This is a genomic window from Klebsiella sp. ME-303 (genome assembly GCF_007910085.1).
GTDB lineage: Bacteria > Pseudomonadota > Gammaproteobacteria > Enterobacterales > Enterobacteriaceae > Klebsiella > Klebsiella michiganensis.
The window spans coordinates 31,560-46,313 of sequence record NZ_VOJB01000104.1 but is presented as its reverse complement, the minus strand read 5'-3'; the positions used below and the strand labels follow the sequence as shown (position 1 = coordinate 46,313).

The 14,754-nt window shown below is 59.1% G+C and carries 12 protein-coding genes; 8 read left to right on the top strand and 4 right to left on the bottom strand.

Annotation, left to right across the window (positions count from 1 at the left end; translation table 11 throughout):
- The first annotated feature begins 101 nt into the window (after positions 1-101).
- Complete coding sequence (locus tag FQK12_RS25965) at positions 102-1,094, top strand: Rpn family recombination-promoting nuclease/putative transposase (RefSeq protein ID WP_014230230.1); 993 nt, start codon at positions 102-104, stop codon at positions 1,092-1,094.
- 48 nt (positions 1,095-1,142) lie between these two features.
- Here the strand turns inward: FQK12_RS25965 and FQK12_RS25960 are convergent, their stop codons facing one another.
- Entirely contained in the window at positions 1,143-2,591 is a 1,449-nt protein-coding gene (locus FQK12_RS25960) for a catalase (RefSeq protein ID WP_014230229.1), read from the bottom strand.
- Between the two features lie 269 nt (positions 2,592-2,860).
- On the opposite strand from FQK12_RS25960, the gene FQK12_RS25955 reads away from it, so the two are divergent.
- The 6 genes from FQK12_RS25955 (at position 2,861) to yfaU (ending at position 9,062) form a co-directional block, all read left to right on the top strand.
- The gene (locus FQK12_RS25955; RefSeq protein WP_004123076.1) at positions 2,861-3,403 is read left to right on the top strand and encodes a YfaZ family outer membrane protein; all 543 of its coding nucleotides are present in this window, start codon (positions 2,861-2,863) and stop codon (positions 3,401-3,403) included.
- A gap of 96 nt (positions 3,404-3,499) precedes the next feature.
- Positions 3,500-4,696, top strand: coding sequence for a nicotinamide mononucleotide deamidase-related protein YfaY (locus tag FQK12_RS25950; RefSeq protein WP_014230228.1), 1,197 nt, complete (start codon positions 3,500-3,502; stop codon positions 4,694-4,696).
- A 204-nt stretch (positions 4,697-4,900) separates the two neighbouring features.
- Entirely contained in the window at positions 4,901-5,683 is a 783-nt protein-coding gene (locus FQK12_RS25945; RefSeq protein WP_004852774.1) for an IclR family transcriptional regulator, read from the top strand.
- A gap of 13 nt (positions 5,684-5,696) precedes the next feature.
- Positions 5,697-6,902 carry an L-rhamnonate dehydratase gene (rhmD, locus tag FQK12_RS25940; RefSeq protein WP_014230227.1) on the top strand — a complete coding sequence of 402 codons (1,206 nt, stop codon included), beginning with the start codon at positions 5,697-5,699 and terminating at the stop codon, positions 6,900-6,902.
- A gap of 52 nt (positions 6,903-6,954) precedes the next feature.
- Complete coding sequence (locus tag FQK12_RS25935) at positions 6,955-8,244, top strand: MFS transporter (protein ID WP_004852770.1); 1,290 nt, start codon at positions 6,955-6,957, stop codon at positions 8,242-8,244.
- A gap of 14 nt (positions 8,245-8,258) precedes the next feature.
- Positions 8,259-9,062: a 2-keto-3-deoxy-L-rhamnonate aldolase gene (gene yfaU, locus FQK12_RS25930; RefSeq protein WP_014230226.1), complete on the top strand. Its 804-nt coding sequence runs from the start codon at positions 8,259-8,261 to the stop codon at positions 9,060-9,062.
- Between the two features lie 22 nt (positions 9,063-9,084).
- Here the strand turns inward: yfaU and glpC are convergent, their stop codons facing one another.
- From glpC to glpA, 3 genes are read right to left on the bottom strand one after another with little or no spacing between them, the layout of a single operon-like run.
- On the bottom strand, positions 9,085-10,263 hold the full coding sequence (gene glpC, locus FQK12_RS25925; protein ID WP_014230225.1) for an anaerobic glycerol-3-phosphate dehydrogenase subunit GlpC: 1,179 nt from the start codon (positions 10,261-10,263) through the stop codon (positions 9,085-9,087).
- Positions 10,260-11,519, bottom strand: a complete 1,260-nt coding sequence (gene glpB / locus FQK12_RS25920; RefSeq protein ID WP_014230224.1) for a glycerol-3-phosphate dehydrogenase subunit GlpB — start codon at positions 11,517-11,519, stop codon at positions 10,260-10,262. Before glpB ends, glpC begins: the two co-directional genes overlap by 4 nt.
- Complete coding sequence (glpA, locus tag FQK12_RS25915; RefSeq protein ID WP_014230223.1) at positions 11,509-13,131, bottom strand: anaerobic glycerol-3-phosphate dehydrogenase subunit A; 1,623 nt, start codon at positions 13,129-13,131, stop codon at positions 11,509-11,511. Before glpA ends, glpB begins: the two co-directional genes overlap by 11 nt.
- 271 nt (positions 13,132-13,402) lie before the next feature.
- On the opposite strand from glpA, the gene glpT reads away from it, so the two are divergent.
- Complete coding sequence (glpT, locus tag FQK12_RS25910) at positions 13,403-14,749, top strand: glycerol-3-phosphate transporter (protein ID WP_014230222.1); 1,347 nt, start codon at positions 13,403-13,405, stop codon at positions 14,747-14,749.
- Positions 14,750-14,754 lie beyond the last annotated feature (5 nt).

Genomic DNA, 14,754 nt, shown 5'->3' with positions numbered 1-14,754 from the left:
AAGGCCCAGTTTGCGAGCCGCCTCGGCAAACCGCAAGCGAAAACGCGCGGCGAACGCGTGCGGTGGTAGGGTGAGCGTAGGTTAACGGGTCAGGGGCCATCATGGAACAGATAGCAAGCCACTCACCGCACGATGCGGTGTTTAAACACCTTTTGTCCCAACGGGCAACGGCGCGCGATTTTTTGTCTATTCATTTGCCGAAGCATTGGCGGGAACAGTGCGATCTGCGAACGCTGCAGCTGGAATCCGGCAGTTTTATTGAAGAGGACCTACGCGCAAGCCATTCGGATATTCTTTATTCGTTAAAAACCCAGCACGGAGAGGGGTACATCTACATTCTTATAGAGCATCAAAGCTCTCCCTACAGGCATATGGCGTTTCGCCTGATGCGATACGCCATCGCGGCCATGCAGCGCCACCTTGATAAAGGGCATCATCAGCTGCCGCTGGTTATTCCTCTACTATTTTATCACGGCAGGATCGCTCCTTACCCGTACTCGACGCGCTGGCTGGATGATTTCCCTCAGCCAGAGGTGGCCGAGCGGCTGTATAGCCAGCGTTTTCCACTGATAGACGTCACGGTGATTCCTGACGATCGGCTTGTGCAGCACCGCCGTGTCGCTATGCTGGAACTGCTGCAAAAACATATCCGCCAGCGGGATTTGATGGACATTTCTGAGCAACTGGTCAGGATATTATCCTTGGGATACACTACGCGTCGGCAGTTTAAAACTTTGCTGAATTATATGCTTCAGGCGGGCAACGCCGCCGATCCGGTGGCCTTTTTACGCAAGCTCGCGCAAAAGACGCCACTCAAGCCGCATAAGGAGACGCTGATGAATATTGCTCATTTTCTGGAAGAGCGTGGCCGTAAAGAGGGGGTCCTTCAGGGAATGAAGGCGGGGATAGAAAAAGGTTTACGAAAGGGTCGACAGGAAGGCCGGAATGAAGGCCGACAAGAAGGCCGGCATCAAGGACAGCAGGAGGCGACGCAACGCATTGCTCAGGCGATGCTGGATGATGGGCTTGAGCCCTCTCAGGTCGCAAAGCTAACCGGTTTGTCGCTGCGGCGGCTCGCTAAGCTTCGGCACTAAGCGCGTTTAAAAACCGTAAAATGGCAGCCGCAAGGGCTGCCATCAGCATTACTCTCCGTGCTTTAAGGCTTTCAGCGCCGCAGCCACGCCCGCGCCGTAGTCGGGGTGGACTTCACTGAACAGGCCAATTTGTCGCTGCTGAATAAACTCAGGGATATCCCGCATATCATTGGCGATACGCTGGAACATACGCTGATGTTCATCTTCGCTTAACAGCTCAAACAGCCTGCGCGGCTGGCTGAAGTAGTCGTTATCTTCCCGATGATTCCAGTGGGCCGCCGCGCCTTCAAGGCTTAAAGGCGGCTCGCTAAAGTCCGGCTGTTCCTGAAACGCGCCAAAGCTGTTGGGTTCATAGGTGACGCCGTTACCGCTATTGCCGTCAACGCGCATCGCGCCGTCGCGGTGGTAGTTATGGAACGGGCAGCGCGGCGCATTGACCGGAATTTGATGATGGTTGACGCCCAGACGATAGCGCTGGGTATCGCCGTAGGAGAACAGCCGTCCCTGCAGCATGCGATCCGGAGAGAAGCCGATCCCGGGCACCACGTTGGCCGGATTCATCGCGACCTGCTCAACTTCTGCGAAGTAGTTGTCCGGGTTGCGGTTGAGCTCCAGCACGCCGACTTCCATCAGCGGATAATCAGCGTGCGGCCAGATTTTGGTCAGATCGAAGGGGTTATAAGGGACCCGGCTGGCGTCCGCTTCCGGCATGATCTGCACGTAGAAGGTCCAGCGCGGGAAATCGCCTTTTTCAATCGACTCATAGAGATCGCGCTGCGAACTCTCGCGGTCCTCTGCCACCAGTCGTTTCGCTTCATCATCCATCAGGTTGGCGATCCCCTGCTGGGATTTGAAGTGGAATTTCACCCAAAAACGTTCGTTATCGGCATTAATAAAGCTGAACGCGTGGCTGCCGAAACCGTGCATATGGCGATAGGAACGCGGAAGGCCGCGGTCGCTGAAATCAATCGTTAACTGATGCAGCGTTTCCGGCAGCAGGGAGAAAAAGTCCCATTTCCAGGTGGGGTTACGCAGGTTGGTGCGCGGGTCGCGCTTCACGACGTGGTTAAGGTCGGGAAACTTCAGCGGGTCGCGAAGGTAGAAAATGGGCGTATTGTTGCCCACCAGATCCCAGTTGCCTTCTTCGGTATAAAACTTGATCGAGAAACCGCGAATATCGCGCTCGGCGTCAGCGGCGCCGCGTTCTCCGGCGACGGTTGAGAAGCGCAGGAACAGATCGGTGGTTTTACCGATTTCGGCAAACAGTTTTGCGCGGGTATAGCGGGTGATATCGCGGGTAATGGTCAGTTTACCGTAAGCGCCGGAGCCTTTAGCGTGCATTCGGCGTTCCGGGATAACCTCACGGTCGAAGTGGGCCAGTTTTTCCAGAAACCAGACATCCTGCAGCAGCATCGGGCCGCGCGGGCCTGCGGTGACGACATTGTTATTATCGACAACCGGGGCGCCGGCGGCGGTGGTTAATCCTTTTTTGCTCATCTTTATCTCCTGACAAAGTTTTATGTAACTTATTCATCTCTTTGCGACGACGAAATAAGCTGGAGCCTATTTGTATAATAAAGGCTGAGACCCAGCAATTTGACCCTGACTATTGAATTGATATCTGAGACCGTTAACAAGGCTCCCGAAGCAACTGGTTACAATCACGCGGTAAAAGCGCGCTATAACGCATTGATTCCTTAAAACGGAGCAGTACAATTTCGCGGTTTTTTGGGATTTTCTTATTATTATTTTCTGGATAGATAAAAATGAAAAAAAGCATATTTATGGCCCTGGCCGGCATGATGTTCGTCTCGACGGCGGCAAATGCGATCAGCGTCAGCGGGCAGGCCGGCGAGCACTACACTAACCTTGGCGTCGGATTCGGTACGGAATCGACCGGCCTGGCGGTAACCGGCAACTGGCTGCACAATGATGACGACGGCGATGCGGCGGGGCTGGGATTGGGCCTGAACATTCCCCTGGGGCCATTCCTGGCCACCGTGGGCGGAAAAGGCGTTTACACCAACCCGAACAATGGCGATGAGGGCTACGCGGCGGCGGTTGGCGGCGGTCTGCAGTGGAAAATCGGCGACAGCTTCCGCCTGTTCGGCGAATACTATTACTCTCCCGATTCACTCTCCAGCGGTATCGACAGCTATCAGGAAGCCAATGCCGGCGCGCGCTTTACCATTATGCGCCCTCTGAGCATCGAAGCCGGTTACCGCTACCTTAACCTGGCGGGTAAAGACGGCAACCGCGATAACGCGGTCGCGGACGGTCCGTACGTCGGCGTCAACGCCAGCTTCTAATCTCTCCGGCGCGGTATTCCGCCGCGCCTGATTTTCAGGCTTTTTCACCAGCCGCTTTGCGATATAGTATTTCTACTTATCAGGCTGGAGTTCACAATGTTAAACGTGGAAATGCTGTCCACCGGCGATGAAGTGCTGCATGGGCAAATCATCGACACCAATGCCGCGTGGCTGGCGGATTTCTTTTTTAATCAAGGATTACCCTTAACGCGTCGCCATACCGTGGGTGACGACCTCGACTCCCTGGTGGCGATTTTACGCGAGCGCAGCGAACACGCTGACGTGCTGATCGTTAACGGCGGCCTGGGGCCGACCAGCGACGATTTGAGCGCGCTGGCCGCGGCGACGGCCAAAGGCGAAGGGTTAATTCTGCACGAAGATTGGCTGGAAACCATGACCCGTTTCTTTGCCGAGCGCGGAAGACCCATGGCCGCCAGCAATCGTAAACAGGCGGAAATTCCGCAAAGCGCCGAGATGATCAACAACCCGGTCGGGACCGCCTGCGGTTTTGCCGTGCAGCTAAACCGCTGCCTGATGTTTTTCACTCCCGGCGTGCCTTCCGAATTTAAGGTGATGGTTGAACAGGAAATCTTACCGCGCCTGCGCGAACGTTTCCCGCTATCCGCTGCGCCGCTGTGTTTGCGCCTGACCACCTTCGGCCGTTCCGAAAGCGAACTGGCGCAGAGCCTCGACCATCTGCAGCTGCCGCCGGGCGTCGTGATGGGCTATCGCTCCTCGATGCCGATTATCGAACTGAAGCTGACCGGGCCTGCCGAACAGCGCGAGGCGATGCTGGCGCTGTGGCCGGAAGTGCAGAAGGTGGCCGGAGAGAGCATGATTTTCGAAGGTACCGAAGGCCTGCCTGCGCAGATCGCCCGTCGCCTGCAGCAGCGTCAGCTAAGCCTGACGCTGAGCGAGCAGTTTACCGGGGGTCTGCTGGCGCTTCAGCTTTCTCGCGTCAACGCTCCGCTGTTGGCCAGCGAAGTCATTCCGGCGCAGGAGGAGACCCTGGCGCAGTCTGCGCGCTGGGCGGCGGAACGGCGCGAAAAACACTTTGCCGGTCTGGCGCTGGCGGTGAGTGGTCAGGAGAGCGATCACCTGAACTTTGCGCTTTCCACGCCGGACGGCACCCACGCGCTGCGGGTGAAATTCACCACCAACCGCCACAGCCTCCAGGTGCGTCAGGAAGTGTGCGCGATGATGGCCCTCAACATGCTGCGCCGCTGGCTGAACGGCCAGCCGGTGGCCGGTGAACACGGCTGGATTAACGTCGTCGAATCTCTCTCAGCGTAAACCCACCTCCGCGTCGGGAGCCCCTCCCGGCGCGCGATGAGTCCAGCCTGTTGTACTTGCTTTAAAAAATTCTGTGTACTATCTCGCATTTTTCTCCCTCTGAACATCCACCCGGCTGGAATAGCGTCGTCATTTGAAGTCGCTCACAATTTACACGCCCGACAACCGCAACACTGATTCCAGTATTCAGGATTGGAGTCCAGTATGTTGGAATCAAGCAAAGTCCCGGCGCTGACCCGCGCCATTGATATTCTCAATCTGATCGCCCGCATCGGCCCCTGCAGCGCGGCGACCATTATTGACGAACTGGGTATTCCGAAAAGCACCGCCTATCTGCTGCTGGGAGAGCTGAAAAAACAGCGCTTCCTCAGCATGGATAATCAGGATAACTACTGCCTGTGGACCAAGCTGGTTGAGCTGGCCGGGCAGGCGCTGAGCAAAATGGACCTGCGCGAACTGGCGCGCCCGCGCCTGACGCAGCTGATGGATCAGTGCGGGCTGCTCTGCCACCTGGGCATCATCGACAGCGGCAACGCCTACTACATTCTGAAGATTGAATCCCCGGCCACCATCAGCGTGCGTTCGCATGAAGGTAAGAGCCTGTCGTTATATCGTTCCGGCATTGGTAAATGCCTGCTGGCCTGGCAGCCCGAGCGGGTTCAGGAGTCGATTATCAGCGAGCTGCAGTGGGAGCGGGCGACGCCAACCACCATCACCAGCGCCCAACAGCTTCGCGATGAACTGGGCCGTATTCGCGCCCGCGGCTGGAGCTTCGATAACGGCGAAGACTATCCCGACGTTCGCTGCGTGGCGGCGCCGGTTTTTAATGCCAATAACGAGCTGACCGCCGCCATTTCCGTGGTGGGTACCCGTCTGCAAATCAATGAAGACAATCGCGATTACCTCGCCGGTAGGGCGATTGCCTGCGCCAAAGATATTTCCCGTCTGCTGGGGTGGAAAAGCCCCTTCGAACAACAAGCCTCATAATAAGGAGAAGATCATGACCCTACCGAAAATTAAACACGTCCGCGCCTGGTTTATTGGCGGTGCTACCGCAGAGAAAGGCGCTGGCGGCGGCGATTATCATGACCAGGGGGCAAATCACTGGATTGACGATCATATCGCCACGCCTATGAGCAAATATAAACAGTATGAACAGTCCCGCCAGTCGTTTGGCATCAACGTTCTCGGCACGCTGATCGTTGAGGCCGAAGCCGAAAACGGGCAGACCGGCTTTGCGGTATCGACCGCCGGCGAGATGGGCTGCTTTATCGTGGAAAAACACCTCAACCGCTTTATCGAAGGCAAATGCGTCAGCGATATCAAACTGATCCATGACCAGATGCTCAACGCCACCCTGTACTACTCCGGATCCGGCGGCCTGGTGATGAATACGATTTCCTGCGTCGACCTGGCGCTGTGGGATCTGTTCGGCAAAGTGGTTGGGCTGCCGGTTTACAAACTGCTGGGCGGCGCGGTGCGCGATGAAATTCAGTTCTACGCCACCGGGGCGCGTCCGGACCTGGCGAAAGAGATGGGCTTTATTGGCGGCAAAATGCCGACCCACTGGGGGCCGCACGATGGCGACGCGGGGATCCGCAAAGATGCTGCGATGGTGGCCGATATGCGCGAAAAGTGCGGCCCGGACTTCTGGCTGATGCTGGACTGCTGGATGAGCCAGGACGTTAACTACGCCACTAAACTGGCCCACGCCTGCGCGCCCTCTAACCTTAAGTGGATCGAGGAGTGCCTGCCGCCGCAGCAGTATGAAGGCTATCGCGAGCTTAAACGTAATGCGCCAGCCGGCATGATGGTCACCAGCGGCGAGCACCACGGTACGCTGCAATCCTTCCGCACGCTGTCGGAAACCGGCATCGATATTATGCAGCCTGACGTGGGCTGGTGCGGCGGCCTGACCACGCTGGTGGAGATTGCGGCGATCGCCAAATCGCGCGGCCAGCTGGTGGTGCCGCACGGCTCGTCGGTCTATTCGCACCATGCGGTCATTACCTTTACCAACACGCCTTTCAGCGAGTTCCTGATGACCAGCCCCGACTGCTCAACGATGCGTCCGCAGTTTGACCCGATTCTGGTTGATGAGCCGGTACCGGTGAACGGGCGCATTCATAAAACCGTGCTGGACAAACCGGGCTTCGGCGTGGAGCTGAACCGCGACTGTAATCTGAAACGTCCTTATAGCCACTGATCCCGTCGTGCCGCACAGCGCAGATGTGCGGCCTATTGTTGAGGATATTACGATGAGCAACGCCTTGCTTGAGAGCGTGGTGAAGAAAAACCGCGCCCGTTTGATCCCCTTTATGCTGGCGCTGTACGTGCTGGCGTTTCTTGACCGTTCGAATATCGGCTTTGCCAAAGAGACCTATCAGCTGGATACCGGCCTGAGCAACGAAGCCTATGCGCTGGGAGCGGGGATTTTCTTTGTGGTCTACGCCTTTCTCGGGGTGCCCGCTAACCTGCTGATGCGCAAATTCGGCGCAAGAAAGTGGATCGGCTGCACCACCTTGCTGTGGGGGCTTCTCTCCGCGGCGATGGCGTGGGCGGATACCGAAGCGAAGTTTCTGCTGGTGCGCACCCTGCTGGGCGCCGCGGAAGCGGGTTTTTTCCCGGGCATGATCTACCTGACGTCCCAGTGGTTTCCGCAGCAGAACCGCGCCAGCATTATGGGGCTGTTTTATATGGGCGCGCCGCTGGCGCTGACCCTCGGGTCGCCGCTCTCTGGCGCGCTGCTGGAAATGCATGGTTTTATGGGGCATCCCGGCTGGTTCTGGATGTTTATCATTGAGGGGCTGCTGGCGGTCGGCGCGGGGTTCTTCACCTTCTTCTGGCTCGACGATACGCCGCAAAAGGCGCGCTTCCTGAGCGCTGCCGAAAAACAGGCGTTAATCAGCGAGCTGGCCAGCGAAGAGCAGAAAAAGGTGACCTCGCGTTTGTCCGATGCGCTGCGTAACGGCCGCGTCTGGCAGCTGGCGATTATCTATCTCACCATTCAGGTGGCGGTTTACGGCCTGATCTTCTTCCTGCCAACCCAGGTTGCCGCGCTGCTCGGCACCAAGGTGGGGTTCGTGGCGTCGGTGGTGACCGCGATCCCGTGGGTGGCGGCGCTGTTCGGTACCTGGCTGATTCCGCGCTACTCCGACCGCACCGGCGAGCGGCGTAATGTGGCGGCATTCACCCTGCTGGCGGCGGCAATTGGCATTGCGGTCTCCGGGCTGGTGTCGCCGGTGCTGGCGATTATCGCGCTGTGCGTTGCCGCCGTCGGCGTCATTGCCGTGCAGCCGGTCTTCTGGACCATGCCGACGCAGCTGTTGTCCGGTACGGCGCTGGCCGCTGGCATCGGCTTTGTGAACCTGTTCGGCGCTATCGGCGGGTTTCTGGCGCCCATTATCCGCGTCCAGGCTGAAACCATGTTCGCCAGTGATTCTGCCGGATTAGTGACGCTCGCCTGCGTGGCGATTGTCGGGGTGGTTATTATCTTTTCACTGCGCGTGAACCGCGCCGTGCCGCAGGCTGGCAGCGTACAGCATTAATGTAAGGGAGAACTATGAACGCAATTTTATCGAACCCATTTAAAGCGGGATTATTACAAGGGGAAGCGCAAATTGGCCTGTGGCTGAGCTCGACCTCTTCTTATATGGCTGAGATTGCCGCCACCTCGGGTTACGACTGGCTGCTGATTGACGGCGAACATGCGCCCAATACCATCCAGGATCTTTATCATCAGCTGCAGGCCATTGCGCCCTACGCCAGCCAGCCGGTCATTCGCCCGGTAGAGGGCAATCGCAGCCTGATTAAACAGGTGCTGGATATCGGCGCCAGAACGCTGCTGATCCCCATGGTCGATACCGCCGAACAGGCGCGGGAGATTGTCTCGGCTACCCGCTACCCGCCGCTGGGTACCCGCGGGGTGGGGGCCGGAGTGGCCCGCGCCGCGCGCTGGGGACGGGTCGAAAACTATATGGCGCAGGCCAACGATGCGCTGTGCCTGTTGATTCAGGTAGAGAGTAAAACGGCCCTCGATAATCTGGATGCGATCCTTGAAGTGGAGGGCATTGACGGCGTGTTTATCGGCCCGGCGGACCTGTCAGCCTCGCTGGGCTACCCGGATAACGCCGGTCATCCTGAAGTGCAGCGGGTTATTGAACAGAGCATCCGCCGCATTCGCGCGGCGGGTAAGGCGGCCGGATTCCTTGCCGTCGATCCGGAGATGGCGCACAAAGCGCTGGCGTGGGGGGCGAATTTTGTTGCCGTTGGCGTCGATACCAACCTTTACACCAGCGCGCTGGATAAACGGCTGGCGATGTTCAAGCCGATAGCCGAACAGGCGGAGGGAAAGGGGAGCTACTAGCCCCCCGGTGCTGGCGCTGGCGTCAGGCCAGCGCCTGTGCCAGCAGGGTGATGGGGTGTTCGCAGCGTTTGCTGGTGGACATCTCTATCTGCCATTTGCAGGTTTCACAGTCGGTCACCACCAGATCCGCGCCGCTCTCCTCAATTTGCCGGAACAGCGGCGCGCCCATCGCCTGCGATGAGTCGTAGTTCTCCGCCTTGAAACCGTATGTGCCGGCAATACCGCAGCATTGCGAGTCGAGTACCTCCAGCTGCAAGCCGGGGATCAGCCGCAATAGCTCAAGGGTATACAGCGACCAGCCCATTTTTTCCATATGGCAGGGCGTGTGATAGACCACCTTCAGCGGCAGCGTTTTTAGCTTCAGAGGTCGCCCATTATCCAGCTGACGCCAGAGCCAGCGAGTCGCCAGCTCAATCCGGTCGCGGATATCGTGATTATCGATATCAAGGAGATGCGGATATTCATCGCGCAGCGTAAAGGTGCAGGTCGATGAAGTCGCAATAATGGGCAGACTATTTTCCCGCATCGCGATGACGTTGCTCAGCGCCTGCTTGCGCGCTTTCGCAAAAAAACCGTTGGCAATCAGCGGTACGCCGCAGCATTTCTCTTTGCTCAATAACTGCACCCCGATGCCCATGGCGTTGAACACGCGGATAAGATCTTTGCCCAGCTGCGGATTGTTGTAGTTCACATAGCAGCCGTGAAAAAACGCCACCTGCTCGGCGTACTGCCCCTGCCGGGCGGCCAGCTGACGATACGCGCGGCGAAAGGTACCAAAGCCATATTTCGGCAGCGTGCGGCGGTGATCGATTTTAAGCGCGGCATCAAGGATTTGGCGTACCGGCCTCAGCCCGGTGGCGGCGTTGACCAGCGGGGCAAACGGCGTGGAGAGGGTGCCCATCAGGTCGGTATGGCTGAGGATCGCATCGCGCAGCGTGGGCTTTTGCCGACCGTGCTCCATGCGCGCTCGCTGGATAATATCGCCAATTTTGACGTCCGAAGGGCAGGCAACTTCGCAGCGTTTACAGTTGATGCAGTATTTCAATGCCTCGTCGTAGAGCGCGCCGTCTTTCAGGCGCAGGCGTTCGCCGTCCGGCCCGGCCTGTTTTGGCCCCGGATAGCGCGGATTAACCCGGCTGACCGGGCAGGCGGTGGTGCAAACGGTGCATTTTATACAGTGTTCAAAGCGCGTATCGTTCATGATTCACCTCCGGCAAGCTCGCCGATTAACCCAGCAGCATGCAGCGCGGTCACCGCGCAAACGCCGCCGCCGCATCCCAGCGCGATGGCGTCAAAACCACCGAGGATCGCGCCTACGGCGAACAGATTTTCCAGCGTCTGCCCCTGAAGCTGCGGGCGCAGATCCGCATCGGTTTTCAGGCCGAAACGCTGCCAGGGCTGAGAGGCAAAAAAGTCCTGCTGATACCAGCGCTCGCGCGGCAGCGTCTGCTGCAGGTCAAGGCCGAGGATCGGCTCGCGCACGCCGCTGCGCTCGGCGACCAGCCCGTTGCTGAAAAAGCTGCCGCTGGCCAGCACCGCGAAGCGCGGGCGCAGCGGGATATCGCCGTGATTGCGCGTCCAGATCGCGTTAACGCTACCGTTGCGGTGGCTGATATCGATGACTTCATCCCCGGTCAGCCAGGTCCCGCCGCTGCGGATAAATTGCCGCTGCAGCTGGGCGTGCAGGCGCATCCCCGGCACCGACGGCGGCAGCGTAGGCAGCAGGCGCAGCGGGCAGGGCAGGCGCTGCTGCAGCCACTGGTACAGGCGATCGTCGGCGAGGCCAAAGCAGGCGGGCATAATCAGTAAATTATGCCGCTGCGCCAGCGGGCGCAGCGCCGCCAGCAGGGCCGGCCAGTGCGCTTCATCGTCCAGCCGGCGGGCAATATTGGCGGCACGAAATTCGGATGGGCTATCGCGCAGCACATCGAGGAGAGGTAAATCTATCTCATGGGCTTCGGCGGTCACGCCGTGCTGGTTCAGAGAGGCGGCGGCAAGATGCGGCTGGAAGTCGCCGAATCCGCTGATGCCGACCACGCCGACGCCGCTGGCGGGCAGCGGCGCGCTGGCGATTTCCTGCGGAGATAGCCAGGCCGCGCGTAAGGTTCCCAGCGGCGTCACGCGCAGATGCGGCTGGCTGGCGTCGCCCTGCATGGCGATACCGCAGTCGGCAAACAGCGCCTGACTCTGGCGGGCGTAATCCATCACCCGTTCGGCGCCGAGCCTGGCATAGGGATGTTCGGGAAGCTGGCGGGCCAGCTGGCCGATGCCGTGAGCGACATCGGTGACGGTGTCGCCATTCGGCAGCGTGGTAAGCAAATCCAGCGAGGCGGAAGAGAAGTGCAGGGCGCTTTGGCCGCGGCTGATAATCACGCTGCGCAGGCCGCGCTGGTTGAGCGCCAGCCCGCAGAGCAGTCCGGCGAGGCCGCCGCCGATGATGGCGCAATCAAACTTCATCCTGATGCTCCTTTTGTAATCCGCACAGGCCGAGATAGACCCAGCGGGTGAACTCGCTTTCGCGCAGCGCGTCCCCCCAGGCCACCGGCTGGACGCCTTTCCAGCGTTCGTTCAAAAATTGAGACAGCTGGGTAAGGGATCGTGCGGAAGTGGTGACGTTAAAACGCGCGAGCAGCCCGGCGGCGCGGCAGGCGCACAGTTCGCCCTGACAGGTTCCCATGCCGACGCGGGTGCGGCGGCGCAGGTCGAGCAGGTTTTTCACCGCCAGGTTTTCGACCGCGTACTGAACCTCGCCGGCGGTCACCGCCTCGCATTCGCAGACCAGGCTGCGGTGCTGGCGGCTATCGCCAAGCCAGGCCGGGGTGCGATCGCCGTGGCGATAGATGGCCGACCCGCGCAGCGACGCAGGTAAAGAGATGATTTTGCGTAGCGTGGCTTCCGCCGGCTCCTGCGAGCCCGGCAGCGGCGTATCGGCGGTCGTACAGGGGACGGTATTTCCGAGCTTGCGGCAGAGCGCATCCGTGGCCCACTCCGCCATCAGACGATAGGTCATCAGCTTACCGCCGGTGATGGTGATAAAGCCCTCCAGTCCGTCGCGCCGGGCGTGGTCGAGCAGCACAATACCGCGACTGACGCTGCGCCCGCTGGGATCGTCATCGCTGGCGACCAGCGGACGTATGCCGGAGTAGGCGCGCAGTACCCGCGTCCGCCCCATGATCGGCGCCAGCTTTTCCCCTTCGCGCAGCAGCGTTTCGACCTCCTCGGCCGTTACCCGGTTGTCGTCAATTTCGTCATAGGGAATATGCATCGAAGTAGTGCCAATCAGCGAAATAGTATCGCCGGGCACCAGGATATCGGCGTCAGCCGGTTTGCGGCAGCGGTTGATAACCTGACGGTTAATGCGATGGTCGAGGATTAACAGCGATCCTTTTGCCGGAAACATCGCGATGCGCAGGTCGGCATACTCTGCGATGCGCTGCCCCCAGATCCCGGCGGCGTTGACCACCACCTGCGCGCGCAGCGTGCGCGATTCACGGAGCTGATGGTTGTAGATCGTGACGCCATGGACGCGATCGCCCTGACGCAGCAGGCCGGTGACTTCGCAGCCGGTGAGGATAGCGGCGCCATGTTCGCGGGCATCGAGCATATTTGCGGCGGTGAGGCGGAAAGGATCGACGGTGCCGTCGGGGACCTGCACCGCGCCGAGCAGCGCCGGGTTAACCGCAGGCTCAATGCGCAGCGCCTCGGCGGGCGTCAGAGGCTGGGCCTCAATACCCGCCTGCTGGCAGGCGGTGATAAAGGTGTGCTGATACGCCGGATCGTCTTCCGGCAAGGTAATAAACAGGCCGCTGGTGGGCTCAATGCAGTGCCGGGCGATGCGGCGTAAGATGCGGTTTTCGCTGATACACTCCCGCGCCGATTCGCTATCGGTTACCGCATAGCGCGCGCCGCTGTGCAGCAGGCCGTGGTTGCGGCCGGTCGCCCCGGTGGCGATATCGTAGCGCTCAACCAGCGCCGCCTTCAGCCCGCGCAGCGCGCAGTCGCGCGCGATCCCGGCGCCGGTGGCGCCGCCGCCAATAATAATGACGTCATATTCACGACTATCGGCCATCTCCCTGTCCTCTGTGTTCGTTTTACATCATTTAGCCATATCGACCGCGTTTAATGTTTGATTTCGAGCATATTTGCGCGTAATTCGAGCGTTTGTTGTGACTTTATGCGCATATTGGAAAGTTCTGTCATATTTCTGTAACAAAGTGTGCGACATTTCACAGTATTAGATTTACGCTTTGCCTACTATCGCGACCAAATCAGAAGTCAGTGAATAAATTACGTTTTTTTGCGACGACGTCAGAAGAACAGCAATGGCCACGGAGGCTGATATGTTAAGTATATTTAAACCCGCAGCGCATAAAGCGCGTTTGCCAACGGCGGAAATCGATCCGCTATATCGTCGATTACGCTGGCAGATCTTTATCGGTATCTTCTTCGGATATGCCGCTTACTATCTGGTTCGTAAGAACTTTGCTTTGGCGATGCCCTATCTTATTGAGCAGGGGTTCTCCCGCGGCGATCTCGGCTTTGCGCTTTCCGGTATCTCTATCGCCTACGGATTTTCGAAATTCATCATGGGTTCGGTTTCTGACCGTTCGAATCCGCGCATTTTTTTACCGGCAGGCCTGATCCTTGCCGCGCTGGTGATGCTGGTGATGGGCTTCGTCCCCTGGGCGACCTCCAGCATTATGGTGATGTTCGTCCTGCTGTTCCTGTGCGGCTGGTTCCAGGGGATGGGCTGGCCGCCGTGCGGACGTACGATGGTGCACTGGTGGTCGCAGAAAGAGCGCGGCGGTATTGTTTCGGTATGGAACTGCGCGCACAACGTCGGCGGCGGGATCCCGCCGCTGCTGTTTCTGCTGGGGATGGCGTGGTTTAACGACTGGCACGCGGCGCTGTATATGCCGGCTTTCGGCGCGATCCTGCTGGCGATTTTCGCCTTCGCGATGATGCGCGATACTCCGCAGTCCTGCGGCCTGCCGCCGATCGAAGAGTACAAAAACGATTATCCTGACGACTACAGCGAGAAGCACGAAGAAGAGCTGACCGCAAAGCAGATCTTTATGCAGTACATCCTGCCGAACAAGCTGCTGTGGTACATCGCTATCGCGAACGTGTTTGTTTATCTGCTGCGCTACGGCATTCTTGACTGGTCGCCGACCTACCTGAAAGAGGTTAAGCACTTCGCGCTGGATAAATCGTCCTGGGCCTACTTTCTTTATGAATACGCGGGGATCCCGGGCACCCTGCTGTGCGGCTGGATGTCGGATAAAGTGTTTAAAGGCAACCGCGGCGCGACCGGCGTCTTCTTTATGACCCTGGTCACCATCGCCACCGTCGTCTACTGGCTGAACCCGCCGGGTAACCCGGGCGTGGATATGGCCTGCATGATCATCATCGGCTTCCTGATTTACGGTCCGGTGATGCTGATTGGCCTGCATGCGCTGGAGCTGGCGCCGAAAAAAGCCGCCGGCACCGCCGCGGGCTTCACCGGCCTGTTTGGCTATCTCGGCGGCTCCGTGGCCGCGAGCGCCATCGTTGGCTATACCGTCGATTTCTTCGGCTGGGACGGCGGCTTTATGGTAATGATCGGCGGCAGCGTGCTGGCGGTCCTGCTGCTGATTATCGTGATGCTGGGCGAACGACGCCATCACCAACAGATGAAACAAGCTTAAGGAGC

Bases quoted from the DNA above. Each gene is read 5' to 3' on its own strand.
- FQK12_RS25965 (WP_014230230.1), top strand. From the start codon at position 102: ATGGAACAGATAGCAAGCCACTCACCGCACGATGCGGTGTTTAAACAC.
- FQK12_RS25960 (WP_014230229.1), bottom strand. From the start codon at position 2,591: ATGAGCAAAAAAGGATTAACCACCGCCGCCGGCGCCCCGGTTGTCGAT.
- FQK12_RS25955 (WP_004123076.1), top strand. From the start codon at position 2,861: ATGAAAAAAAGCATATTTATGGCCCTGGCCGGCATGATGTTCGTCTCG.
- FQK12_RS25950 (WP_014230228.1), top strand. From the start codon at position 3,500: ATGTTAAACGTGGAAATGCTGTCCACCGGCGATGAAGTGCTGCATGGG.
- FQK12_RS25945 (WP_004852774.1), top strand. From the start codon at position 4,901: ATGTTGGAATCAAGCAAAGTCCCGGCGCTGACCCGCGCCATTGATATT.
- rhmD (WP_014230227.1), top strand. From the start codon at position 5,697: ATGACCCTACCGAAAATTAAACACGTCCGCGCCTGGTTTATTGGCGGT.
- FQK12_RS25935 (WP_004852770.1), top strand. From the start codon at position 6,955: ATGAGCAACGCCTTGCTTGAGAGCGTGGTGAAGAAAAACCGCGCCCGT.
- yfaU (WP_014230226.1), top strand. From the start codon at position 8,259: ATGAACGCAATTTTATCGAACCCATTTAAAGCGGGATTATTACAAGGG.
- glpC (WP_014230225.1), bottom strand. From the start codon at position 10,263: ATGAACGATACGCGCTTTGAACACTGTATAAAATGCACCGTTTGCACC.
- glpB (WP_014230224.1), bottom strand. From the start codon at position 11,519: ATGAAGTTTGATTGCGCCATCATCGGCGGCGGCCTCGCCGGACTGCTC.
- glpA (WP_014230223.1), bottom strand. From the start codon at position 13,131: ATGGCCGATAGTCGTGAATATGACGTCATTATTATTGGCGGCGGCGCC.
- glpT (WP_014230222.1), top strand. From the start codon at position 13,403: ATGTTAAGTATATTTAAACCCGCAGCGCATAAAGCGCGTTTGCCAACG.